26 protein-coding genes are annotated in these 21044 nt (G+C 71.0%); 11 read left to right on the top strand and 15 right to left on the bottom strand.

Annotated elements, in window-relative coordinates; all coding sequences use genetic code 11:
- Positions 1-8: 8 nt before the first annotated feature.
- Positions 9-1616, bottom strand: coding sequence for a carboxyl transferase domain-containing protein (locus ACFPOE_RS22425; protein WP_376852568.1), 1608 nt, complete (start codon positions 1614-1616; stop codon positions 9-11).
- Positions 1617-1779: 163 nt separating this feature from the next.
- On the opposite strand from ACFPOE_RS22425, the gene ACFPOE_RS22420 reads away from it, so the two are divergent.
- The 5 genes from ACFPOE_RS22420 (at position 1780) to ACFPOE_RS22400 (ending at position 6513) form a co-directional block, all read left to right on the top strand.
- Complete coding sequence (locus ACFPOE_RS22420) at positions 1780-2829, top strand: AraC family transcriptional regulator (protein WP_376852567.1); 1050 nt, start codon at positions 1780-1782, stop codon at positions 2827-2829.
- A gap of 7 nt (positions 2830-2836) precedes the next feature.
- The gene (locus ACFPOE_RS22415) at positions 2837-3547 is read left to right on the top strand and encodes a hypothetical protein (protein ID WP_376852566.1); all 711 of its coding nucleotides are present in this window, start codon (positions 2837-2839) and stop codon (positions 3545-3547) included.
- 77 nt (positions 3548-3624) lie between these two features.
- A complete protein-coding gene (locus tag ACFPOE_RS22410; RefSeq protein ID WP_376852565.1) occupies positions 3625-4374 on the top strand; it encodes a glutathione peroxidase in 750 nt (249 codons plus the stop codon).
- A gap of 35 nt (positions 4375-4409) precedes the next feature.
- Positions 4410-5240, top strand: a complete 831-nt coding sequence (locus ACFPOE_RS22405) for an endonuclease/exonuclease/phosphatase family protein (RefSeq protein ID WP_376852564.1) — start codon at positions 4410-4412, stop codon at positions 5238-5240.
- 76 nt (positions 5241-5316) lie between these two features.
- On the top strand, positions 5317-6513 hold the full coding sequence (locus ACFPOE_RS22400; protein WP_376852563.1) for a pyridoxal-phosphate-dependent aminotransferase family protein: 1197 nt from the start codon (positions 5317-5319) through the stop codon (positions 6511-6513).
- A 4-nt stretch (positions 6514-6517) separates the two neighbouring features.
- Here ACFPOE_RS22400 and ACFPOE_RS22395 read toward each other — a convergent pair whose 3' ends face one another.
- Together ACFPOE_RS22395 and ACFPOE_RS22390 are read right to left on the bottom strand one after the other, a co-directional pair.
- Positions 6518-7306: a hydroxyacylglutathione hydrolase gene (locus ACFPOE_RS22395; RefSeq protein WP_376852562.1), complete on the bottom strand. Its 789-nt coding sequence runs from the start codon at positions 7304-7306 to the stop codon at positions 6518-6520.
- The gene (locus tag ACFPOE_RS22390; protein ID WP_376852561.1) at positions 7303-8166 is read right to left on the bottom strand and encodes an NAD(P)-dependent oxidoreductase; all 864 of its coding nucleotides are present in this window, start codon (positions 8164-8166) and stop codon (positions 7303-7305) included. The genes ACFPOE_RS22395 and ACFPOE_RS22390 overlap by 4 nt, the downstream gene beginning before the upstream one ends.
- Before the next feature lie 39 nt (positions 8167-8205).
- Here ACFPOE_RS22390 and ACFPOE_RS22385 point away from each other — a divergent pair, with 39 nt between their 5' ends.
- Complete coding sequence (locus tag ACFPOE_RS22385; RefSeq protein WP_376852560.1) at positions 8206-9708, top strand: flavin-containing monooxygenase; 1503 nt, start codon at positions 8206-8208, stop codon at positions 9706-9708.
- On the opposite strand, the gene ACFPOE_RS22380 is transcribed toward ACFPOE_RS22385, so the two are convergent.
- The 5 genes from ACFPOE_RS22380 to ACFPOE_RS22360 form a co-directional block, all read right to left on the bottom strand.
- Positions 9698-11128, bottom strand: a complete 1431-nt coding sequence (locus ACFPOE_RS22380; RefSeq protein ID WP_376852559.1) for an RtcB family protein — start codon at positions 11126-11128, stop codon at positions 9698-9700. The two genes, ACFPOE_RS22385 and ACFPOE_RS22380, sit on opposite strands and share 11 nt — an antisense overlap.
- Positions 11129-11130: 2 nt before the next feature.
- On the bottom strand, positions 11131-11562 hold the full coding sequence (locus tag ACFPOE_RS22375; RefSeq protein WP_376852558.1) for an archease: 432 nt from the start codon (positions 11560-11562) through the stop codon (positions 11131-11133).
- Positions 11559-11735 (bottom strand): hypothetical protein, encoded by a 177-nt coding sequence (locus ACFPOE_RS22370; protein WP_376852557.1) that lies wholly within the window; start codon positions 11733-11735, stop codon positions 11559-11561. The genes ACFPOE_RS22375 and ACFPOE_RS22370 overlap by 4 nt, the downstream gene beginning before the upstream one ends.
- A 25-nt stretch (positions 11736-11760) precedes the next feature.
- Positions 11761-12255 (bottom strand): CBS domain-containing protein, encoded by a 495-nt coding sequence (locus ACFPOE_RS22365; RefSeq protein WP_376852556.1) that lies wholly within the window; start codon positions 12253-12255, stop codon positions 11761-11763.
- A gap of 88 nt (positions 12256-12343) precedes the next feature.
- Entirely contained in the window at positions 12344-12649 is a 306-nt protein-coding gene (locus ACFPOE_RS22360; protein WP_376852555.1) for a hypothetical protein, read from the bottom strand.
- A gap of 168 nt (positions 12650-12817) precedes the next feature.
- On the opposite strand from ACFPOE_RS22360, the gene ACFPOE_RS22355 reads away from it, so the two are divergent.
- Positions 12818-13258 (top strand): DUF1810 domain-containing protein, encoded by a 441-nt coding sequence (locus ACFPOE_RS22355; protein WP_376852554.1) that lies wholly within the window; start codon positions 12818-12820, stop codon positions 13256-13258.
- A 92-nt stretch (positions 13259-13350) separates the two neighbouring features.
- Positions 13351-14286 (top strand): tetratricopeptide repeat protein, encoded by a 936-nt coding sequence (locus ACFPOE_RS22350; RefSeq protein WP_376852553.1) that lies wholly within the window; start codon positions 13351-13353, stop codon positions 14284-14286.
- A gap of 20 nt (positions 14287-14306) precedes the next feature.
- On the opposite strand, the gene ACFPOE_RS22345 is transcribed toward ACFPOE_RS22350, so the two are convergent.
- The 3 genes from ACFPOE_RS22345 to ACFPOE_RS22335 all read right to left on the bottom strand — a co-directional run bounded on the left by ACFPOE_RS22345 (position 14307) and on the right by ACFPOE_RS22335 (position 16314).
- Positions 14307-14864, bottom strand: coding sequence for a hypothetical protein (locus tag ACFPOE_RS22345; RefSeq protein WP_376852552.1), 558 nt, complete (start codon positions 14862-14864; stop codon positions 14307-14309).
- Between the two features lie 8 nt (positions 14865-14872).
- Positions 14873-15463 (bottom strand): hypothetical protein, encoded by a 591-nt coding sequence (locus ACFPOE_RS22340; RefSeq protein WP_376852551.1) that lies wholly within the window; start codon positions 15461-15463, stop codon positions 14873-14875.
- Between the two features lie 110 nt (positions 15464-15573).
- Positions 15574-16314: a metallophosphoesterase family protein gene (locus ACFPOE_RS22335; protein WP_376852550.1), complete on the bottom strand. Its 741-nt coding sequence runs from the start codon at positions 16312-16314 to the stop codon at positions 15574-15576.
- A gap of 109 nt (positions 16315-16423) precedes the next feature.
- On the opposite strand from ACFPOE_RS22335, the gene ACFPOE_RS22330 reads away from it, so the two are divergent.
- Both ACFPOE_RS22330 and ACFPOE_RS22325 read left to right on the top strand, forming a co-directional pair.
- Entirely contained in the window at positions 16424-17341 is a 918-nt protein-coding gene (locus ACFPOE_RS22330; protein WP_376852549.1) for a nucleotidyltransferase family protein, read from the top strand.
- Positions 17304-17474, top strand: a complete 171-nt coding sequence (locus tag ACFPOE_RS22325; protein ID WP_376852548.1) for a hypothetical protein — start codon at positions 17304-17306, stop codon at positions 17472-17474. Before ACFPOE_RS22330 ends, ACFPOE_RS22325 begins: the two co-directional genes overlap by 38 nt.
- Positions 17475-17530: 56 nt before the next feature.
- Here the strand turns inward: ACFPOE_RS22325 and ACFPOE_RS22320 are convergent, their stop codons facing one another.
- Together ACFPOE_RS22320 and ACFPOE_RS22315 are read right to left on the bottom strand one after the other, a co-directional pair.
- On the bottom strand, positions 17531-17893 hold the full coding sequence (locus tag ACFPOE_RS22320; RefSeq protein ID WP_376852547.1) for a hypothetical protein: 363 nt from the start codon (positions 17891-17893) through the stop codon (positions 17531-17533).
- Positions 17894-17989: 96 nt separating this feature from the next.
- Positions 17990-18343: a hypothetical protein gene (locus ACFPOE_RS22315; protein ID WP_376852546.1), complete on the bottom strand. Its 354-nt coding sequence runs from the start codon at positions 18341-18343 to the stop codon at positions 17990-17992.
- A 169-nt stretch (positions 18344-18512) separates the two neighbouring features.
- Here ACFPOE_RS22315 and ACFPOE_RS22310 point away from each other — a divergent pair, with 169 nt between their 5' ends.
- On the top strand, positions 18513-18944 hold the full coding sequence (locus ACFPOE_RS22310) for a YciI family protein (protein ID WP_376852545.1): 432 nt from the start codon (positions 18513-18515) through the stop codon (positions 18942-18944).
- On the opposite strand, the gene ACFPOE_RS22305 is transcribed toward ACFPOE_RS22310, so the two are convergent.
- Both ACFPOE_RS22305 and ACFPOE_RS22300 read right to left on the bottom strand, forming a co-directional pair.
- Positions 18941-20257 carry a M16 family metallopeptidase gene (locus tag ACFPOE_RS22305; RefSeq protein WP_376852544.1) on the bottom strand — a complete coding sequence of 439 codons (1317 nt, stop codon included), beginning with the start codon at positions 20255-20257 and terminating at the stop codon, positions 18941-18943. The two genes, ACFPOE_RS22310 and ACFPOE_RS22305, sit on opposite strands and share 4 nt — an antisense overlap.
- On the bottom strand, positions 20254-20946 hold the full coding sequence (locus ACFPOE_RS22300) for a hypothetical protein (RefSeq protein ID WP_376852543.1): 693 nt from the start codon (positions 20944-20946) through the stop codon (positions 20254-20256). The genes ACFPOE_RS22305 and ACFPOE_RS22300 overlap by 4 nt, the downstream gene beginning before the upstream one ends.
- Positions 20947-21044 lie beyond the last annotated feature (98 nt).

Below are 21044 nucleotides of genomic sequence, written 5' to 3'. Positions count from 1 at the left end.
TCTGGTTGTCACATGCGGAACACGCCGAACCTCGGCGCGGGAATCGGCGCGTTGAGCGCCGCGGACAGGCCCAGCGCCAGCACGCGCCGGGTGTCCGCCGGGTCGATCACGCCGTCATCCCAGATCCGGGCGCTGGAATAATAGGGATGGGACTGGTGGGCGAACTGGTCCAGCAGCGGCTGCTTGAAGGCTGCTTCCTCTTCGGCACTCCACTGGCCGCCCTTGGCTTCGATCGCGTCGCGCTTGACGCTCGCCAGCACCGAGGAGGCCTGCTCGCCGCCCATCACGCAGATCCGGGCGTTGGGCCACATCCACAGGAAGCGCGGCGAATAGGCGCGGCCGCACATGCCGTAGTTGCCGGCGCCGTAGCTGCCGCCGATGATGACGGTGAACTTGGGCACGCTGGCCGTGGCCACGGCCGTCACCAGCTTGGCGCCGTGGCGCGCGATGCCCTCGCTCTCGTACTTGCGCCCGACCATGAAGCCGGTGATGTTCTGGAGAAAAATGAGCGGGACCTTGCGCTGGCAGCACAGCTCGATGAAGTGGGCGCCCTTTTGCGCGCTCTCGGAAAACAGGATGCCGTTGTTGGCGATGATGCCCACCGGCATGCCCTCGAGGTGGGCGAAGCCGCAGACCAGCGTGGCGCCGTAGCGCTGCTTGAATTCGTGGAACTCCGAGCCGTCGACGACGCGGGCGATGATCTCGCGCACGTCGTAGGGCTTGCGCACGTCGGTCGGCACCACGCCCTGCAGCTCGCGCGGGTCGAACTTCGGCGGCAGCGGCGCGCGCAGCTGTTGCGCCACCACCTTGGGCCGGTTGAGCGAGGCGACGGCCTGCCGTGCCAGCGCCAGCGCGTGGGCGTCGTTCTGCGCCAGGTGGTCCGCCACGCCGGACAGCCGGGTGTGGACGTCGCCGCCGCCCAGGTCCTCGGCCGAGACGATCTCGCCGGTGGCCGCCTTCACCAGCGGCGGGCCGCCCAGGAAGATCGTGCCCTGGTTCTTGACGATGATGGTCTCGTCGCTCATCGCCGGCACGTAGGCGCCGCCGGCCGTGCAAGAGCCCATCACCACCGCGATCTGGGCGATGCCCAGCGCGCTCATGTTGGCCTGGTTGTAGAAGATGCGGCCGAAGTGGTCGCGGTCGGGGAACACCTCGTCCTGGTTGGGCAAGTTCGCACCGCCGGAGTCGACCAGGTAGATGCAGGGCAGGTTGTTCTGCTGCGCCACCTCCTGCGCCCGCAAGTGCTTCTTCACCGTCATCGGGTAGTAGGTGCCGCCCTTGACGGTGGCGTCGTTGCAGACGATCACGCAGTCCACGCCGGAGACGCGGCCGATGCCGGCGATCAGCCCGGCGCCCGGCGCGTCGCCCTTGTACATGGCGTGCGCCGCCAGCGGCGCCAGCTCCAGGAAGGGCGTGCCCGGGTCCAGCAGCATCTGCACCCGGTCGCGCGGCAGCAGCTTGCCGCGCTTGACGTGGCGCGCGCGGGCGGTCTCGCCGCCGCCGGCCGCCGCCTGCGCCAGCTGCACCTGCAGGTCCTCCACCAGCGACTGCATCGCCGCCGCATTGGCCTGGAAGTCGGCCGAGCGGGGATTGAGTTGGGTTTCCAGAACTGACATTTGTCTCCTCGCGACCGTCTTGCGGGCATCGTAAGCCCGGCTGTCAGCATAGGCCGAATCCCTAGGCCGCGGAGCGCCAGCCAGGTTGCAGATCCTGCCATCCTCGCAGAAACTGCAAGGCGTGCCGCGCCAACCACTGCTTGCGCCCCGGGCCGCCACCCCCATGGCGTTCGCGCGAGCCATCGTGGCGGCGTACGCACGCTACGGCCAGAGCCCCGCCGGCGTCCTCAGGCTGGCACAGATCACGCCAGCCCAGCTGCACAAGCCCGAGGGGCGCATCACCGCCGCCCAGATGGAAGTGCTGTCGGGCGCGGCGATGCAGGAACTGGACGACGAAGGCCTGGGCGCCTTCGGCCGCAGGCTGCCCTGGGGCAGCTACGGCATGCTGGCCCGCGCCTCGCTCAGCGCGCCGGACCTGGGCCTGGCCCTGAAGCGCTGGTGCCGGCACCACGCGCTGATCACCGACGACATCGCGCTGCGGGTGGCGGTCTCGGGAGCCACGGCCACGATCGCGATCGAGGAGCGGCGCGACCTGGGCGCCGCGCGCGAGTTCTGCCTGGTGCACGTGCTGCGCAACATCCACGGCCTGGCCTGCTGGTACATCGATTCGCGCATCCCGCTGCAGGGGGCGCGCTTTCCCTTCGACGCCCCGCCGCACGCCGCCGCCTACCCGTTGCTGTTCCCCGGCCCGCTGAGCTTCGGCGCGCCACAAGCCACTTCGACAGGCTCAGGACAGGCCCCTTCGACAGGCTCAGGACAGGCCCCCTCGACAGGCTCAGGACAAGCCGCGATCCAGTTCGACGCCCGCTACCTGGCGCTGCCGCTGCGGCGCGACGAGAAGGCGCTGGGCCAGATGCTCAAGCACGCGCTGCCGCTGACCGTGCTGCAGTACCGGCGCGACCGGCTGCTGGTGGAGCAGGTGCGGCAGGCGCTGGCCGCCGACCCGGCGCGCGGCCACAACGCGACGCAGCTGGCGGACTTGCTCAACGTGTCGCCGCGCACGCTGCACCGGCAGCTCAAGGAGGAAGGCGCCAGCCTGCAGCGGCTGAAGGACGAAGTGCGCTTCGCCATCGCCAAGGACATCCTGAACCGCACCGACAAGCCGATCAAGCAGGTGGCGACCGCGGCGGGCTTCGGCAACGACAAGAGCTTCGCCCGGGCCTTCCGCGCCTGGACCGGCACCACCCCGGCGGAATTCAGGAACCGGTCATAGTGCGGGCATGAGGCCCTTCGCATTCGCCCGCCCGCGCCCGGCGCTGCTGGCCCTGCTGCTCGCCCTGGCCGGCCATGCAGGCGCGCAGACCACGGCCGCGGCGAAAGTGGAGGCGGTGGGCGACACGGTGCTGTTCGAGGGCCAGATCAATCCGCCATCGGCCGCAGCATTCCTGCACCTGCTGCAGGACCCGGCGATCAGGCGGCTGGTCATCACCTCGCGCGGCGGCATGGTGACGGCGGCGCTGGACATGGCGTCCGCCATCCTGGCGCGCGGGCTGGACGTCGACGTGCCCACCGAGTGCCGCTCGTCCTGCGCCAACTACATCTTTCCGGCCGGCCGGCGCAAGAGCATGGGCCATCCGCTGGCGGTGGCCTGGCACGGCAACATGACCCACGTGCTTTACCTGCAGCAGACCGGCCAGGCCAGCTGGAGCCCGGAGATGCTGGAAGGCGCCCGCCAGCTGGCCGTGCGCGAGCAGCAGTTCTACCGGCAGGCCGGCGTCGACGGCTTCGTCTGCTGGTTCGGCAAGATCGCGCCCTACGACGTGGACGAGTTCTACGCCCTGTCGGCCGACGACATGCGGCGCTTCGGGCTGGGCGAGGTCGGCATCCGCGACGGTCCGCCCCCGGAGGCCGGCGGGCGCGACGTCCGCCTGCTGGAGGTCGACTGGGCGCAGCTGGACGCGATCCGCCCGACGGTCCGGCTGGAACCGTAGCGTCCGGCCCCCCTGTACCCATGGATACAGGGAATTCGGCGAAGATTCCGGGTTGTGTTTCAACCCGGACCTCTCCCATGACAAAACCCGAATCCCGCGAAGGCCAGCCCGTTCCCAAGGTCACCTTCAAGTACCGCCAGAACGGCCAGTGGAAGCAGACCGACACCGACAAGCTGTTCAAGGGCCGCACCGTGGCCGTGTTCTCGCTGCCGGGCGCCTTCACGCCCACCTGTTCCAGCACGCACCTGCCGCGCTTCAACGAGCTGGCGCCCACCTTCAAGGCCAACGGCGTCGACGAGGTGATCTGCATCGCCGTCAACGACCCGTTCGTGATGGAGGAATGGGCCAAGAACCAGGAAGCCCACAACGTGTTCGTGCTGCCGGACGGCAACGGCGCCTTCACCGGCGGCATGGGCATGCTGGTGGACATGAGCGACGAGAACTTCGGCAAGCGCTCGTGGCGCTATTCGATGCTGGTCAAGGACGGCGTGATCGACAAGATGTTCATTGAGCCCGACAAGCCGGGCGATCCGTTCGAGGTGTCGGACGCGGACACGCTGCTCAAGTACGTCAACAAGGATGCGAAGGCGCCCGACCAGGTGGCGCTGCTCACCCGCGAAGGCTGCGAGTTCTGCGCCAAGGCCAAGCAGCAACTGAAGGACGCGGGCGTCGAATTCGCCGACGTCAACCTGCCGCACACCATCCGCACGCGGGCGCTGGGCGCGATCGCCAAGGCCCGCACCGTGCCGCAGCTGTTCGTCAACGGCGAGCTGGTCGGCGGCAGCGACGCGGTCGAGAAGTGGGTGAAACAGCGCAAGGCCGCCTGAACGGAAAGAGCCCGGCGGCGCATCGACAGCCAGCCATGAAGCTCGTCACCTGGAATGTCCAATGGTGCCGCGGCATCGACGGCACGGTCAGCCCGCAGCGCATCGTCGCCGGCGCCCGGCATCTGGCTGACTTCGACGTGCTGTGCCTGCAGGAGATCGCGGTCAACTACCCCGGCCTGGCGGGCAATGCCGGCCACGACCAGCCGGCGCTGCTGCGCGAGCTGCTGCCCGGCTTCCAGCTGTTCTTCGGCGCGGCGGTCGACGAATTCGGCGCCGACGGCCAGCGCCGGCAGTTCGGCAACCTGGTCGCCACCCGGCTGCCGGTGGCGCAGGTGCAGCACCATGCCCTGCCCTACCCGGCCGACGCCGGCGTCTGCAGCATGCCGCGGATGTGCACCGTGGTGACGGTCGTCGATCCGGCACTCGGCCCGCTGCGGGTGATGACGACGCACCTGGAGTACTACTCGGCGCTGCAGCGGATGGCGCAGGCGCGCGCCCTGTGCGAGCTGCACCGGCAGGCCTGCGCGCAGGCGGATGCGCCGCCGCAGCCCGGCGACGACGGCTCGCCGTTCCAGGCCAAGGTGCACACCGCCAATGCGATCCTGTGCGGCGACTTCAACCTGGCGCCTAGCGATCCCGACTATCCGGTCCTGGCCGGCTGCCTGCAGGACGCGTGGCGGGTGCTGCACGGCGAGCTGCCGCAGCCGCCCACCTTCCGCGTTTATGAGCGCGAGTACGGCCCCGACCCGATGGCCTGCGACCTCGTGTTCGTCAGCGACGCACTGAAGCAGCGGGTGCGCCGGATGGAGATCGACGGCGCCACCCAGGCCTCGGACCACCAGCCGGTGATGGTGTCGCTGCGCTAGCGCTGCCCCATCGGCAGCGGCTGCCGCGAGTTTGCATAATGGCCCGCATCGGCCAGCTCCTCACGACGACCAACGCATGACGAATCCTCCTGCCCGCATCCCCGGCCGCCGCTCGCTGCATTCGCCCGGCCCGACCCCGTTGCCCGACGCCGTGCTGCATGCGATGAGCGCGCAGCCGATGGACCTGGCCGACCCGCGGCTGGACGCCAACATCGCGGCCTGCGAAGAGGGCCTCAAGCGGCTGCTGCACAGCCCCGGCGCCGACGTCTTCATGTACGCGGCCAATGGCCACGGCGTGTGGGAAGCGGTGGTGGAAAACGTCGCGGCACCGGGCGCTGCGGTGCTGGTGCCCGGCACCGGCCACTTCAGCGAATCGTGGGCGATCCAGACCGAAGCGCTGGGCCGCCGCGTGGTCCGCACGCCCTGGCGCGAGGGCTGGCCGATCGATGCGGCCGCGGTGGAGCAGGCGCTGCGCGACGACCGCCAGTACGCGATCCAGGCGGTGTTCGCGGTCCACACGGATACCGCCAGCGGCGTCACCAGCGACATAGCCGCCATCCGGCGCGCCATCGACGCCGCCGGCCATCCGGCGCTGCTGGTGGCCGACGTGGTGGCCTCGCTGGGGGCGATCCCGTTCGCGATGGATGCGCTGGGCGTGGACGTGGCGGTCGGCGCTTCGCAAAAGGGCCTGATGTGCCCGCCCGGCCTCGGCTTCATCGCCGTCAACGCCAAGGCGTTCGCGCTCGCCGGCGCCAATCCGGCGCCGCGCTTCTACTGGGACTGGGTGCGGCGCCGGGACGCGCTGTCGTACCGCAAGTTCTGCGGCACGCCGCCGCAGAACCTGCTGCTGGGGCTGGAAGCGGCGCTGGGGCTGATCTTCGCCGAGGGGCTGGAGGCGGTGTGGGCGCGCCACGCGCAGCTGGCCGGCGCGGTGCATGCGGCGGTGGAGGGCTGGCGCGAAGGCGGCGCGCTGGACTTCTTCGCGCAGGAACCGGCCTCGCGCTCCCACTCGGTCACGACCATCACGGTGGCCGGGGGCATCGACGTCGATGCGCTGCGGGCCGTGGCGCGCGAGCGCTTCCAGGTGGCGATCGCCGGCGGCCTGGGCCCGCTGACCGGCCGGGCCTTCCGCATCGGCCACCTGGGCGACTGCAACCCCGCGATGATCCTGGGCGCGATCGCCGGCGTCGAAGCGGCGCTGCTCACGCTGGGCGTGAACGTCGGCGGTGGCGGCACCGCCCGCGCAGTGCGCTCGCTGTCATCCCAGCCCTGAGCCGTCACCACTTGTTGCGCAACTCGCGCAGCTTCCTGAACACGGTCTTCGCATCGGGCCGGTCCGGCAGGTCCGCAAAGTCCTGCCGCAGCCGGTCGATCACGCCCGGGCTGTCCAGCCGCATGAAGGTGTTGATCCGCTGTTCGTCGGCCAGCGTGGTGACGACGGCGGCCGGATCGCGGCCGGCCACCTGCGGCAGCAGCTCCTTCGCGGCGACGTTGTCCGGCTCGCGCGCCAGCGTGAATTTCAGGTTGTTCTCGATGTAGTCGTGGCCCGGGTAGATGCGCGTGTCGGCCGGCAGCCTGGCGAGCTGCTCGACGAAGGTGGCGAACAGCGCGTCCACGTTGCCGCCGTTGTGCACGTTGCCGGCGCCGGCGTTGAACAGCGTGTCGCCCGAGAACAGCGCCGGCTGGTCGGTGTGCGAGCGCAGGCAGATGTGGCACATGGTGTGGCCGGGCGTGTCCAGGCATTCCAGCTCCACCCGCTTGCCCACCTTGATGACGTCGCCGGCCTGCACGCCGCGGTCCACGCCGGGAATCAGGCCGGCGGCGCGGTGGTGGGCGATCACCCTGGCGCCGGTGGCGGCCACCACCGCGGCATTGCCGCCGATGTGGTCGTGGTGCTCGTGGGTGTTGAGCACCTGGGTGATCTGCCAGCCCCTGGCCCTGGCGGTGGCCAGCGTCTTCTCGCTGTCCAGCGGATCGATGGCCAGCGCCTCGCCGGTGTCGGGGCAGGCCACCAGGTAGTTGAAGTTGCGGTAGGCGTTGCCGGTCCAGATGCGCTCGACGATCATGCGGCGCTCCCCGGCGCGACGGCGTCGATGCCCAGCACGCTGGCGTCCTTGGCGCCATGGCCGGCGGCGATCAGCTGGTCCATCCGCGCCGCGATGGCGGGCAGCACGGCCAGCGGCCGCGCGCCGCAGGTCTCCAGCATCAGCCGCACGTCCTTGCGGGCCATCGCCAGCTCGAAGCTGGCGGCGAAATTGCCCTTGGCCATGTTGGCGCCGCGGCCGGCCACCATCGCGTTGAGGTCCAGCAGCTTGAGCAGGTCGATGGCGTCGGCCGGCGCCACGCCGCTGGCCTGGGCGATGGTGAGCACGTCGGCCATCGCCGCCGACATGGCGATGATCATCGCGTTGCCGAACAGCTTGTTGACGGCCGCCAGGTCGGCCCGCTCGCCCATGTACTGCAGCCGGCCGGTCATCGGCGCCAAGGCGTCCTTGACGCTGTCGAACAGCGCGCGCGGCCCGGCGACCATCATCGAGCCCTGCGCGTTGCGGGCGGCCGGCGGCCCCATGAAGACGGGGCAGTGCAGGTACCTGATGCCCTGCGCCTTGAGCCGTTCGGCCCGCGCCGCGGTGAGCCCGGGCAAGGTGGTGGTGTGGTCGATCAGCACGGCGTCGGGCGCCAGGCCGGGGCCGGCGGCGGCGATCACTTCCTCCACCACCGCGTCGTCCTTGAGCACCAGGTGCACGCGGGAGGCGCCGCGCACGGCATCGGCCGGCTTGGCGGCGGCCTTGACGCCGAACTGTTCGAGTTGCCGGACCTTGTCGGCCGAGCGGTTCCAGGCGGTGACGGTGTCGCCGCGTTTGGCGGCCGCCTCGGCGAATGCGCTGCCCAGCAGCCCGGTGCCCAGGAATGCGATGGTTGCCATGCTCTTGCTCCAGAAAAAAAGCATGGTAGCGTGCACCGCATGGCAGCGCTCGAGTCCGGCGACCCCGGCATTTCCTCGTTCGACGTGGTGGTGATCGGCGCCGGCCTGTCGGGCGTCGCCGCCGGCCATTACCTGCAGGCGCTGTGCCCGCAACTGAGCTACGTGATCCTGGAAGGGCGGCAGGCCATCGGCGGCACCTGGGACCTGTTCCGCTATCCGGGTGTGCGCTCCGACTCCGACATGTTCACCCTGGGCTACAGCTTCCGGCCCTGGGAGAGCGATGCGTCCTTCGCGCCCGGGCCGGCGATCCGCGAGTACGTGGCAGCGACGGCGCGCGAGGAAGGAATCGACAAGCACATCCGCTTCGGCCACCGCGTCACCGGCGCGGACTGGAACTCGGCCCAGGCGCGCTGGACGGTGAGCTGCAGCACGCAGGACGGCGCCGCCCTTCCCATCCGCTGCCGCTTTGTGTTCTTCTGCAGCGGCTACTACGACTACGAGGCGGGCCACGCGCCCGACTGGCCGGGCCGCGACAGCTTCGCCGGCCGCATCGTGCATCCGCAGCACTGGCCGGCCGACCTCGACCACGCCGGCCGCCGGGTGGTGGTGATCGGCAGCGGCGCCACCGCCATCACGCTGGTGCCCGAGATGGCGGCCAGCGCCGCCCACGTCACCATGCTGCAGCGCTCGCCCAGCTACATCGTGGCGCTGCCGGCGCGCGACAAGGTCGGCGCCGCGATCCGCCGGCGGCTGCCGCGCGCGCTGGCCTACCGGCTGGTGCGCTGGAAGAACATCCTGCTGGCGGCCGCGTTCTACCAGTACTGCCATCGCTGGCCGGTGCGGGCGCGGGCGCTGCTCAAGCGCGCGTCCCATCACTTCCTGGGCCCGGAATTCGATGTCGACCGGCACCTGTCCCCCAGCTACAACCCGTGGGAGCAGCGCCTGTGCATCGCGCCGGACGCCGACATCTTCCAGGCGATCCGCGCGGGCAAGGCCTCCATCGTCACCGACACCATCGACCGCTTCACGCCCACCGGCATCCGGCTGGCCTCGGGCGCGGAGCTGCCGGCCGACATCGTCGTCACCGCCACCGGGCTGCAGCTCAAGATGCTGGGCGGCGCTCGCGTCAGCATCGACGGCATGCCGGCGGATCCGGGCCGATCGCTGGTCTACCGCGGCGTGATGTACAGCGGGGTGCCCAACATGGCGGTGGCCACCGGCTACACCAACGCCTCGTGGACGCTCAAGTGCGAACTGGCGGCGCGTTATGTCTGCCGGCTGCTCAACCACATGGAGCGGCGCGGCCTCGACTCGGTCGTGCCGGTGGCGGACGAGGAAGCGATGGCATTGACCCAGCCCTTCCTGAACCTCAGCTCCGGCTACATCCAGCGCGCCAGGGCGCTGCTGCCGCGGCAGGGCGCCCACGCGCCGTGGCGGATGTACCAGAACTACCTGCTGGACCTGCTGTCGCTGAAGTTCTCGTCGCTGCGCGGCGGCGCGCTGCGCTTCGGCGTCGCCAAGCGGACCGCCGCTACCCCTTGACGCAGACCAGCGGCCGCAGCCGCGCCACCTTGCGCGCCAGCCCCGCCTGTTCGGCGGCGTCCACCACGGCGGCGACGTCCTTGTAGGCGCCCGGCGCTTCCTCCGCCACGCCGCGGGGCGACGGGCTGCGCACGAAGATGCCCTGGCGCGCCAGCTCGTCCACCACCTGGCGGCCCTGCCAGTTCTTGGAGGCCTGGTGCCGGCTCATCGCCCGGCCGGCGCCGTGGCAGGCCGACGAAAAGGCCAGGCCCTCGGACGCCTGGGTGCCGGCCAGCACGTAGGAGCCGGTGCCCATCGAGCCGCCGATCAGCACCGGCTGGCCGGCCGCGCGCAGCGCCGCCGGCAGGTCCGGATGGCCCGGGCCGAAGGCGCGGGTGGCGCCCTTGCGGTGCACGAACAGCTCGCGCCGCCGGCCGTCCACCACATGCTGCTCCTGCTTGCAGGTGTTGTGCGAGACGTCGTACAGCAGCGGCAGGCGCGCCTGCGGCAGGACGCGGGCGAACACGGCGCGCACCAGGTGGGTGAGGATCTGCCGGTTGGCCAGCGCGCAGTTGATGGCGGCGCGCATCGCGCCCAGGTATTGCTGCCCGAGTTCCGAGCGCAGCGGCGCGCAGGCCAGCTCGCGGTCCGGCAGCACCAGCCCGTGGGACGGCGCCGCCTCCACCATGCGCTTCAAGTAATCGGTGCCGATCTGGTGGCCCAGGCCGCGCGAGCCGCAATGGATCATCACCACGATGTCGCCGCCGTGCAGGCCGAAGGCATCGGCGATGGCGGCGTCGTGGAGCTCGCCCACCTCCTGCACCTCCAGGTAGTGGTTGCCGCTGCCCAGCGTGCCCATCTCCGGGCGCTGGCGGGTCTTGGCCAGGTCGGAGACGAAGCCGGGCTTGGCATGCAGCATCTGGCCGCCCTCCTCGATCCGGTCGAGGTCGGCTTCCGAGCCCCAGCCCTTGCGCACCGCCCACTTCGCGCCGCCCACCAGCATGTCGTGCATCTCCTGGTGGTTCAGCCGGATCGCGCCCTGGCTGCCGAGCCCGGCCGGGATGTCGGCGAACAGGGCGTCGGCCAGCTTCTGCTGCACGCCCAGCACGTCGCCGCGCCGCAGGCCGGTGTGCAGGCAGCGCACGCCGCAGGAGACGTCGAAGCCGACGCCGCCGGCAGACACCACCCCGCCCTGGTCGGCGTCGAAGGCGGCCACCCCGCCGATCGGAAAGCCGTAGCCCCAGTGGCCGTCCGGCATCACGTAGGAGGCGCGGACGATGCCGGGCAGGCAGGCGACGTTGACGGCCTGCTCGCGCGCCTTGTCGTCCATCTCGCGCACCAGCGCCTCGTTGCCGTAGACCACGGCCGGCACCTTCATCGGCCCGCGCATGGGGATTTCCCATGCGCAGGGGCCGCGGCGGATCAGGTCCTTCAGTTCCATGGTCAGACATCCACGACGGTTTGGGCCATCCACTCCCCTTCGGGCGTGCGGGCGACCCGCAGCTGGGTGTAGGTGGCGCCCTTGACCTCGACCGCAGGCTGGTGCCGCTGCACCGAGGTCGGCTCGCCCCAGGCCGTCGCCTGCAGGCGGGCGCCATCGAGCCGCACCTCGAAGCGGCCGAACAGCATGCGGCGCACCGCCATCGCGCCGACCAGCGCGTTGAGCCAGTCGGCCAGCAGCAAGTCGAGATCGGCCGCTTGGCAGGCGATGGATACCGGCGCCAGCGGCGCAACCCGCTGCGGATCGGTGACCACCGCGGTCAGCGCCAGCGCCGCCTGCTCGAACGCGGCCGCCGGGGTCGGGCCGATGCCGCGCACCCCGATGTCGGCGCCGTGGTCGAAATGTTCCCAGCGCGGCGCCGCGGCCGGCTTCACGGCGGCGTTTCGTCCGGCTCCACGCTGTCCACCTTGGGCTCGTCGCGCTTGGGGTGCTGCTTGACCACCCGCTTCAGGACCTCGTCCGTGACGATGCCCCGGCTGCCGCCCTGCTGGATTTCCTTGTCGGGGATCGGCGGCTCGTCGCGCTGGGGGTTCGGTTCGGGCTTCATCGGCATACCTCTTGGCTGTGTGCGCTCAGGGTTCGTTGCGGGTCAGGTAGAGCGCGCGGGGAATGTCCGCTCCCGGCGCGTTGCGCACGCCTTCGCGCGCGGTGCCCTCGCGCAGCGCGCCGGCCAGGCCCCCGAGCTCGCCGGCGATGGCTTCGAACAGGTCGTCCGCCGACAGCACGCCGGCCAGGTTGCCGCCCGGCTCGGCCACCAGCAGGCGCCGCACGCCCTCTTTCTGCATGGTGCGCACCGCTTCCTGCACCGAGGCGGTGGACGGCACGCCGACCAGCTTGGTGCTGCACAGCGCGCCGATCGGCTGGGCCTCGGGCGGCCGGCCGGTGGCCAGCAGTTCCAGCACCAGGTCGCGGTCGGTGACCATGCCGACGGCACGCCCCGGCTCGGCCGGATCGGTGACGACCACCGCGCCCACGTGGCCGCGCCGCATGGCCTCGGCCGCCTCGCGCACCGACGCGTCGGCCGCAACCGCCACGATCTCGCGCGTGCACAGGGAGGAAATGTTCATGGGGAATCTCCAGGAAGATCGGTCAACTCTAGGCCCGCGTCCGGCGCGGGCGATGATCCAGATCAAGCGCGCCGTGCGCGCGCGGTCGCTACTCTTCTTCCAGGTGGGGCGGCGACTGGCCTTCGGCCGGCTGCCCGGTTTCGGCATCGATCCATTCGTTCATGCCGATGCCGATTTCCGCCTCGCGCAGGGACTCGCTTTCGTCGCCGACCGCGTCGCGGTTGGCCTGCGCCAGCTCGTAGCTCTCGAACGGCCCCACCTCGGCCTGCGCATGCGCCCCTTGCCAGTAGTAGCCGTCGGGGCGCTCCAGGATCGGTGGCGGCGCGGCGAATTCGGCTTCCTCGACGATGTCGGGCGTGGCCTTCGGAAGGGGCTTGGCTTTGCGTCTCATCATGTCTGCTCTCCTGCATGGACAAGCATGCGCCGGCCGCGCTGCGCCGGCCTTGCTTTACATCAAGTTCGCCGCCAGCGGCAGGCTTTTCGGCGCCTTCGGTGCCGTCGCCCTCCAACCGGAGGGTGAGGCAAGGGCTGGTGCTTCCATCGGCGCGCACTAAACTTGCGCATGGCCGCCGACCCATTCGATCTCGAGCGCTTCGTCAGCGCCCAGGCGCCCGTGATCGACGCCGTGCGCGGCGAGCTGCGGCGCGGCTTCAAGTCCGGCCACTGGATGTGGTTCGTGTTTCCGCAGCTGGCCGCGCTCGGGCACAGCGCGATGGCCAAGCGCTACGGCCTGGACTCGGTGGCCGAGGCCCGCGCCTACCTGGCCCACCCGGTGCTCGGCCCGCGCCTGCTCGAATGCTGTGGGCTGCTGCTGCAGGTGCCCAACGACGACATCGAGGACATCCTGGGCCATCCGGACGACCTGAAGTTCCGCTCCTGCCTGACCCTGTTCATGGCCGCCGAGCCGGGCCAGCAGGTGTTCCGGCAGTGCCTGGACAAGTACTACGGCGGCGCGCCGGACGAGCGCACGGTGATTCTCTGCTGGAAGAGCGAGGGCAGCTAGCCGGCGTCCCCGCCGCGCCGGGCGCTTGCAATCCGGCGCAGCGCACATACCTTGGTTGCGACGGCCGGTGCCGTGCCAAGGAGTGTGTCTCGATGTTCATGCGAATCCTCAGGACGATGCTGCTGGCGGCGGCGGCGCTGGGCCTGGCCGGGCTGGCCGTGGCGCAGGACGAGCCGACCATCCAGCAGATCTATTCCGTCGCCCAGTCCGGCCGGATCGACCAGGCCAGGCAGATGACGCAGGAGGTGCTGCGCAAGCACCCGAACAGCGCCAAGGCCCACTTCGTGCTGGCCGAACTGGAGGCCGGCGCCGGCAACGCCGCGCCGGCGCGCGAGGCGCTGGCGCGCGCCGAATCGCTGGCGCCGGGCCTGCCGTTCGCGCGGCCCGACGCGGTGCAGGCCCTGCGCGACAAGCTGAGCGCCTCGCCGCCGGCGCGCGCCCGGGCCAGCGTGGCGCCGGCTGCCGACGTGGTGCGCGACACGCCGCCCGCCCCGTCCTTCCCATGGGGCGCCCTGCTGCTGGTGGCCTGCGCCGCCATCGTCGTGGCCTTCGTGCTGCGCTCGCGGCGCGCGGCGCGCGAGCAGGCGCCGGCCGCCTATCCGGCCGGCGGCGGCTCTGCGGCCAATCCGGTGCCGGATGCCGCGTGGGGCCAGCAGCCGGGGTACGGGCCGCAGCCGGGCTATGGTCCGCCGCCCGGCGATGCCCCGCCGCCTGGCCGCGGCAGCCAGATCATGGGCGGGCTGGCAACCGGGCTGGCCGTGGGCGCCGGTGCGCTGGCGGCGCAGGAGATCGGCCGCCACCTGCTGGGCGGGGACCGCTCGCAGCACGGGCTGGGCGGCAGCGGCGACCTGCCCTCCGGCGCCGGCTCCGCCAGCCATTCTTCTCTGGCCAACGATGCCGGCCTGGGCTCGCTGGGCGGCGCAGGCGGCGCGGCACTGCCCGACAACTTCGGCATCGACGACACCGCCTCGTGGGACGATGGCGGCGGCTCCTTCGGCACCGACGACGGCGGCGGCTGGGACAGCTGACAGGCTGCCCGCCCTGGACCTCAGGGCATCCTGAGCACCGAGGACCGGACATGGTCCGGGCCCCAGATCACCGGCTCTGCCTCGCTGAGCTTCTTGTCGCCCTGGTGCCACCAGTTGACCTGCACCGCGCTGCCGGCGGCGACCCGGCCCGCGTCGACATCCCGCGACTTGCCGGGCGCCAGCCCGGCGCCGGGGACGGCGACCGGGATCCACGCCAGGCTGTTGCGCTCGCCTTCGATCACGTTGAACCAGATCTCGGCGCCGCTGTCATTGCTGATGGTGACGCGGCCCTTGCCCTTGGCCAGCGCCGTCTGGATCGACACGCCTTCCTGGCTGGCCGAGGTCGGCAGCGCAGCGCGCGGTGGCGCGGGCGCAGGCGTGGCGGCGGCGGGCGCCGCGACGGCAGGCGGAGTTGCGCTTCGCGATCCGCCGTCCCAGGTCTTGAGCTCGCGGCCCGGCGTGGCGCCATCGCAGGGGCGGTCCTGGTAGTTGTTGCCGCAGCGGAACAGGGCCGCTTCCACCGCCGCCGGCAGCACGGCCAGCAGCAACACCGGCAGCAGGGCAATCGATCTGTTCATGCGCGCTCCTAGCAGCCGGCGTCGGCGATCTTGTCGTCCATCTCGCGCTTGACCTGGTTGAACAGGTCGATCTGCGACTGGTTCTTGGCGGCGCGCGACTGGATCTCCTGCCGGGTGCGCATGTCGCGGTACATCGCACAGGTGGCGGCGTCCGCCTTCTCCACCACCCGGTGCGGCTGGCGCTGCATGCAGTCGGCCTCGACCAGGCCGCGGATCTCGATCGCCGACCCCTTGCGCGTGTACACGTCGCGGATCAGCCGTTCCAGCTCCTGGCCGTTCACCATGCCGCGGCGGCTCCCCAGTTCCGCGATCTGGTCGTCGCGCGACGCACCGCCCTCGCGCTTCCAGACGATCTTCTCGGCCTGCTGGCCCTTCTGCGCGCAGAACTGCGTGGCGGCCGCCTTCGATCCGGCAGGGCGGCTGCCTGCGCCCGGCACCGTCACCGCGGCGCCCGAGGGCACCGAGATGCCCGAGGGCCGGATCTCCTGGCCGGGCATCTCGGCGCAGGGCCGGTCCTGGTACACGTTGCCGCAGCGGAACATGGCGGCGCCGGAAACTGCCGGCAGCAAGGCCAGCATGATGCAGATTAGATTCCTCATCCCAACCCCTTCTTGTTGGATGAGATGGTAATGAGGCTTGCGCCGGCCGGCTCGATCGCCGGGTGCCGCCAGGCATCTTGCCCTCCGGCCGTCAACGAAAAGCAACAGGCTCAGTCCCGCGGCAGCTCGAACAGCCGGAACGGCGGCCGCTCGGGCCAGCTGCGCGTGAGCAGGGGCTTGGCCACGTTGTAGACCGGCACGCCGCCGATGGTCTTGCCCTCCAGCGTGCCGCGGTGCGCGTGGCCGTGGAAGATCGCGTCCACCGGATAGCGCAGCAGCGGCTCCTCCAGCCGGCTGCTGCCCAGGAACGGGAAGATCTCCACCGGCTCGCCTTGCACCGTGCCGACGATGGGCGAGTAATGCAGCATGCAGATGCGCCGGGGCGTGCGCAGCTTGGCCAGCGCCGACTCCAGCTTCATCGCCTCGTTCAGGCACTCCTGCACGAACAGCTTGATCGCCGGCTCGCCCCAGGCGCCCAGCGAGCCGCGGCCGAAGCCGCCGGCAAAGCCCTTGACGCCGGCGATGCCCACGCCCTCGATCTCCACCGCCTCGCCGTCGAGCACGCGCACGCCGGCCCTGGCCAGCGCGTCCACCACCACCTCGGGCGTGCCGGATTCGAAATCGTGGTTGCCCAGCACCGCGACGATCGGCACCGAGACGGCGCTTAGTTCGTCCACCAGCACCTGCGCTTCCTCGGCCGTGCCGTAGTCCGTGAGGTCGCCGCACAGCAGCAGCGCGTCGGCCGCCTCCGAGGCGGCGCCGAAGAAGGCGCGCAGCGTGCCGCCCGATTCCTTGTGGACGTGGATGTCGCCGACGACGGCGAAGCGGACGGTGCCTGCGGATTTGCCCATGCCACCATGCTGCCGCGGCCGCCGTGCGCCGCCTGTAGGCCGAGGCTGACTTCGTGTGAGGTCGCCGGACCTCAGCCGGCCGCGCGCGGCCGCGGTTAGCCTGAGCGGCATGTCCTCACCGATCGCGCTCGCACCGTCCCTGGAAGACGAAGTCCCGCCCCTGACCGCAGCCTTCTTTCGCCGCGCCCTGCAACTGCTGGTCGACGAGGCAGTGCCCTTCCTGGTCGGCGGGGCGTTCGCCCATGCCTGCTTCACGGGCATCCGCCGCTCCACCAAGGACCTGGACCTGTTCATCCGGCGCCAGGACTACGAGCGGGTGGCCGCGCTGGCGCAGGCGCAGGGATGGCGTGCGGAACTCACCTACCCGCACTGGCTGGGCAAGGTTTACGCTGGCGAGGATTTCATCGACCTGATCTTCAATTCGGGAAACGGCATGACGCCGGTGGGCGAGCTCTGGTTCAAGGACAACGCGCAGGCCGACGTGCTGGGCGTGCCGGTGCTGGTCGCCAACATCGAGGACGCGCTGCTGTCCAAGGCCTTCATCCAGGAGCGCGAGCGCTACGACGGCGCCGACATCGCCCACCTGCTGCAGGCCAACGCCGAGCGCGTGGACTGGCCCGGCCTGCTGCAGCGCTTCGGGCCGCACTGGCGGGTGCTGCTGTCGCACCTGACGCTGTTCGGCTTCGTCTATCCGGGCGAACGGCACCGCATCCCGAGCTGGGTGATGGAGAATCTGATTGCGCGGCTGGCGGCCGAAACGCGGCAGCCGCCGGCCGACGATCCACGCGTCTGCGCCGGCACGCTGCTGTCGCGCCAGCAGTACCTGCACGACGTCGAACGGCTCGGCTACGTGGACGGCCGGCTGACCCCGGCCAGCACCATGACGCCGGACGACGTCGCCCGCTGGACCGACGCCATTGCCGCCGGGCCGGCCGGCAGCGGCGGCGCCGAGCTGCCGGCGCCCCATTCACTTGTGAAGGAGAGCAACCATGCCCACGCCACAGTCCCCGCCAAGCGATTCGGATGACGACCTGGACGCGGTCGACGAGCGCAACCCGATGCCCGACGAAGACGGCCCGCACGACGTGCCGGACGACGCGGTGATCGAGAAGACGCTGCCGGCCAGCGGCAGCCTGGACAAGGGCGGCAAGGCCGCGTAGCCGTTGCCATTGCGGCTTCGACCGGCCCGGAGGGCCCGAGAGCCGCAGCCGCCAGCCTACTTGCTGCCGGCGACCTTCTCGCTGACCCAGTCGCCGCCGGTGAGAACCCACTTGCCGTCGGCGCGCTGCGCCCACTTGTGCTGGCGGTAGTCCATGCCGGGCTTGTCCAGGATCCACTCGCCCTGCTTCCAGGTGTAGTGGCCGTCCTTCCATTCGTAGTAGCCGGACGACCAGATGTGGCCGTTGGCGGGGGCCTGCGGCGACTCCCAGCTGCCCGAAGGCGGAGCCACGTCCACCGCCACCGCCTCGACCTTGGCCGGCGCGGCGACCTTGGCCGGCGCCGGTTTCTTCGCGTTCGCATCCACCGCGACGGTCGCGGCGGCGGCCATCAGCAGCGTCAACAGGAGCTTGTTGTGCATCGAAACATCCTTGATGTGGTTTCAGTCCGCTCAAGGGTGCTGCCCGGGCGGGGCCGATGCTGCCGGACGGAGGCGCCGGCCGGTGTGGGACTGGTCTTAGGAAAGCACCCAGGCCAGCGCCTGCTCGTGGCTGGGGAACACCCGCAGGTCCAGCCCCTGGCGCTGCGCCTGCGCCTCGACCACGCCGGCGATCTTCTCGGCCTGGACATGGATCGCCACCCGCTTCATCCGCTTCAGGTGCACGGCCATCAGGTTGCCGACCGCCGTGCGCTCGGGCACGCCCAGGAAGCCGACCAGCCCGGTCAGGTCCACCACCAGCCGGTCCCCCGGCTGGCCCTCCAGGGCCTCGCGCAACTCGCGCAAGCCGGCCTCCCAGGCCGGCAGCGACACCAGGCCGACCAGGTGGACCAGGAAATGCCCCTGCTGGGGCTGAAAGCGAAGCTGAAACATGGGTCCCGTCGATCCTGTGAGTGCCAAGCATGGCGGCCGCGCCATGCCATCGTGTAAGTCAAATGCCTGCCGATGGGGCCCCATCTTGCCCGGTTGTCGAATCGGGCTGCGCCGTTCGTCGTGCAGGTGAGCGGAAAATCTGCCGACATCCCACCCGAAGGAGACCGACATGCGATTCATGGTGTTAGTGAAAGCGACCAAGGACAGCGAGGCCGGCATCATGCCCACCGAGCAGGATTTCGCCGCGATGGGCAAGTTCAACGAGGAGCTGGTCAAGGCCGGCGTGATGGAGGCCGGCGAGGGCCTGCATCCCAGCTCGCGCGGCGCCCGCGTGCGCTTCTCGGGCAAGCAGCGCACCGTGATCGACGGCCCGTTCGCCGAGACCAAGGAGCTGGTCGCCGGCTTCTGGCTGTGGAAATGCGCGTCGCTGCAGGAGGCGATCGACTGGGTCAAGCGCTGTCCCAACCCGATGCCGGGCGATTCGGAAATCGAGATCCGGCAGATCTACGGCGCCGAGGATTTCGGCGCGGCGCTGACGCCGGAGCTGCGCGCGCAGGAAGAGCGGCTGCGCGCCCAGGTGGCGACGCAGGCCAAAGGCTAGCGCGCCGCCGCACCGGACAGCGTCGCGGCCAGGGTCCTGGCCGCCTTGGTGGTGGCGGCCTTGCCGGTGATGGCCAGCGCCGGCGGATGGCGCAGCATGCGCTCGAACACGGCCCGCACCTCCTCCTGCTTGATGCTTTCGATCATGGCGATGGTGTCGGCCGGGGCGGTGACCGTTCCGTGCACGAACAGCTCCTCGACGGCGCGCTCCATCGTCGCGTAAGTGCGCTCGGCGGAACGCACGCGCGACACCGCCAGCTGGTTCTTGGCGCGCTCCAGGTGCACCGGGTCGATCCGGACCGCCTGTTCGCGCAGCAGGTCGCCGGTGGCCGCCATCAGCTCCTCCAGCTTGTCGGGCGTCGTGACGGCGTGGACGAGGAAGTTGAACCAGGTGTCGCCGTGCTCGGAGGTCGATTCGGCGCTGTAGGCCAGGCCCAGCCGCTCGCGGATGGTGTCGGTGAAGGGCGACGACATGCCGCCGCCGAACAGGATGGCCGCCACCGAGGCCGCGAGCCGCCAGCGCTGCTCCAGCATCTGGCCGGCATCGGCCGGCGCCAGCGGGTAGGCGATGTTGACGAACACCTGGGAAACCTGGCTGAAGCGCTGGCCCATCGCGCCGCCGACATAGCGCGGCGCGGCCAGCGGCGCCGGCGTGCCCCCGGCGCGCAGCGTGCCGGCGAACAGCCGCTCGCCCTGGGCCAGGAAGGCCTCGACGTCCAGATTGCCGGCTGCCACCACGATGGTCTTGTCGGCGACGTAGTGCGACGCAACGTGGGCGACCAGGTCGTCGCGGGTGAAGCGCTCGATGTTCTCCACCGTGCCGATCACCGGCATGCCCATCGGGTGCTCGCCCCAGATCGCGCGGTCCAGCAGTTCGCTGGAGCCTTCCTGCGGATCCTCCAGCGACTCGATCGCCTCCTGGCGGATCACCTGCAGTTCGCGCTGCAGTTCGGCCGGCGGGAAGGTGCTGTTCAGGACGATGTCGGCCGTCATCTCCAGGAAGCGGTCGGCGTGCCGGCCCAGCCCGGTCATGAAGTAGCCGGTGGTGTCCTTGCTGGTGAACGCGTTGACATCCGCACCCAGCCGCTCGGCATCGAGGTTGATCTCCTGCACCGAGCGGGTGGTCGTGCCCTTGAAGGCCATGTGCTCCAGCACGTGGCTGATGCCGTTGCTGGCCGGCGTCTCGTCGCGCGAGCCGACCCGCAGGAACACGCCGACGCTGGCGCTCTGCACATGCGCCAGCGGGATGGCCAGCAGCCGCACGCCGTTGGCGAGGGTCTTCACGACCGGCTCCATGGTCTTGTCGGTGGTCATGGCGGCTGCCCCTCGACGTAAGGCAGCAGCGCCTTGGCCGCCTCGATGCGCAGGCGCAGGTCGACTGCGCGGTCGTTCATCACCTCCAGCAGGAAGCGCCTGGGATCGGCGCCGCCGGCAATCGACGGCGCCGGGCTCCCGGCGTGGCCGGCTTCAGGCGCGGCGGCGAATGTGGGGGCGGATGCGGCGGGAGCGGGCGCCTCGTTGGCGGCCGCTGCCAGCTCCTGCGGCTTGATGCTCTCCAGCCGCGACAGCAGCTCCGCCTGGGCCTCCGGGCCGGGCGGCAGGTCCAGCCAGGGTTCGTCGGCAAAGATGCCGGCCAGGTCGGGGGCGACGAAGGCCGACCAGCGGCCGGGGCTGGCCTCCAGCGGCGGCAGCACCGCGCCGTGGTGCATGCGCACTCGTTCCGGCGCCAGCTCGCCCAGGTAGCGGCGCCGCAGCGCGTCGAGAAAATCCATCGCCTGTTGCGCCGGCACCGGCTGCGCCAGCGAGAACCAGAGCTGGAAGGCGTCGGCGCCGGAGACGGCGATCGCCGGGGCCGGCAGCCCCAGGTCCGCCTGCACGCCGCGCCACGCCTTGCCCAGCGCGTCCCAGCTGGCCGGCCGCCCGACCTCCAGCACCATCGCGCGCACCTGACCGGCCTCGGGCGAGTGGTAAAGGCGCTGCAGCTCGGATTGAAGTCGGTTCATGGATCGCTCGCCCGGCGGGCTTGCCGTGCCGCCCGACTCTACCAGCGGGAAAGTGGTGGCGCGCGGCTCGCCTTATGCTTGGCGGCCCGCACCCGCTG

It is taken from the genome of Caenimonas terrae (assembly GCF_042655405.1).
Lineage (GTDB): Bacteria > Pseudomonadota > Gammaproteobacteria > Burkholderiales > Burkholderiaceae_C > Ramlibacter > Ramlibacter terrae_A.
This window is presented reverse-complemented; position numbering and strand designations above follow the sequence as displayed.

Excerpts from the sequence above, each read along its gene's own strand:
- ACFPOE_RS22420 (WP_376852567.1), top strand. The coding sequence starts at position 1,780 with ATGGCGTTCGCGCGAGCCATCGTGGCGGCGTACGCACGCTACGGCCAG.
- ACFPOE_RS22325 (WP_376852548.1), top strand. The coding sequence starts at position 17,304 with ATGCCCACGCCACAGTCCCCGCCAAGCGATTCGGATGACGACCTGGAC.
- ACFPOE_RS22385 (WP_376852560.1), top strand. The coding sequence starts at position 8,206 with ATGGCAGCGCTCGAGTCCGGCGACCCCGGCATTTCCTCGTTCGACGTG.
- ACFPOE_RS22370 (WP_376852557.1), bottom strand. The coding sequence starts at position 11,735 with ATGAAGCCCGAACCGAACCCCCAGCGCGACGAGCCGCCGATCCCCGAC.
- ACFPOE_RS22315 (WP_376852546.1), bottom strand. The coding sequence starts at position 18,343 with ATGTTTCAGCTTCGCTTTCAGCCCCAGCAGGGGCATTTCCTGGTCCAC.
- ACFPOE_RS22410 (WP_376852565.1), top strand. The coding sequence starts at position 3,625 with ATGACAAAACCCGAATCCCGCGAAGGCCAGCCCGTTCCCAAGGTCACC.
- ACFPOE_RS22345 (WP_376852552.1), bottom strand. The coding sequence starts at position 14,864 with ATGAACAGATCGATTGCCCTGCTGCCGGTGTTGCTGCTGGCCGTGCTG.
- ACFPOE_RS22310 (WP_376852545.1), top strand. The coding sequence starts at position 18,513 with ATGCGATTCATGGTGTTAGTGAAAGCGACCAAGGACAGCGAGGCCGGC.
- ACFPOE_RS22405 (WP_376852564.1), top strand. The coding sequence starts at position 4,410 with ATGAAGCTCGTCACCTGGAATGTCCAATGGTGCCGCGGCATCGACGGC.
- ACFPOE_RS22390 (WP_376852561.1), bottom strand. The coding sequence starts at position 8,166 with ATGGCAACCATCGCATTCCTGGGCACCGGGCTGCTGGGCAGCGCATTC.
- ACFPOE_RS22305 (WP_376852544.1), bottom strand. The coding sequence starts at position 20,257 with ATGACCACCGACAAGACCATGGAGCCGGTCGTGAAGACCCTCGCCAAC.
- ACFPOE_RS22425 (WP_376852568.1), bottom strand. The coding sequence starts at position 1,616 with ATGTCAGTTCTGGAAACCCAACTCAATCCCCGCTCGGCCGACTTCCAG.
- ACFPOE_RS22340 (WP_376852551.1), bottom strand. The coding sequence starts at position 15,463 with ATGAGGAATCTAATCTGCATCATGCTGGCCTTGCTGCCGGCAGTTTCC.
- ACFPOE_RS22400 (WP_376852563.1), top strand. The coding sequence starts at position 5,317 with ATGACGAATCCTCCTGCCCGCATCCCCGGCCGCCGCTCGCTGCATTCG.
- ACFPOE_RS22350 (WP_376852553.1), top strand. The coding sequence starts at position 13,351 with ATGTTCATGCGAATCCTCAGGACGATGCTGCTGGCGGCGGCGGCGCTG.
- ACFPOE_RS22355 (WP_376852554.1), top strand. The coding sequence starts at position 12,818 with ATGGCCGCCGACCCATTCGATCTCGAGCGCTTCGTCAGCGCCCAGGCG.
- ACFPOE_RS22380 (WP_376852559.1), bottom strand. The coding sequence starts at position 11,128 with ATGGAACTGAAGGACCTGATCCGCCGCGGCCCCTGCGCATGGGAAATC.
- ACFPOE_RS22415 (WP_376852566.1), top strand. The coding sequence starts at position 2,837 with ATGAGGCCCTTCGCATTCGCCCGCCCGCGCCCGGCGCTGCTGGCCCTG.
- ACFPOE_RS22300 (WP_376852543.1), bottom strand. The coding sequence starts at position 20,946 with ATGAACCGACTTCAATCCGAGCTGCAGCGCCTTTACCACTCGCCCGAG.
- ACFPOE_RS22330 (WP_376852549.1), top strand. The coding sequence starts at position 16,424 with ATGTCCTCACCGATCGCGCTCGCACCGTCCCTGGAAGACGAAGTCCCG.
- ACFPOE_RS22360 (WP_376852555.1), bottom strand. The coding sequence starts at position 12,649 with ATGATGAGACGCAAAGCCAAGCCCCTTCCGAAGGCCACGCCCGACATC.
- ACFPOE_RS22395 (WP_376852562.1), bottom strand. The coding sequence starts at position 7,306 with ATGATCGTCGAGCGCATCTGGACCGGCAACGCCTACCGCAACTTCAAC.
- ACFPOE_RS22320 (WP_376852547.1), bottom strand. The coding sequence starts at position 17,893 with ATGCACAACAAGCTCCTGTTGACGCTGCTGATGGCCGCCGCCGCGACC.
- ACFPOE_RS22365 (WP_376852556.1), bottom strand. The coding sequence starts at position 12,255 with ATGAACATTTCCTCCCTGTGCACGCGCGAGATCGTGGCGGTTGCGGCC.
- ACFPOE_RS22335 (WP_376852550.1), bottom strand. The coding sequence starts at position 16,314 with ATGGGCAAATCCGCAGGCACCGTCCGCTTCGCCGTCGTCGGCGACATC.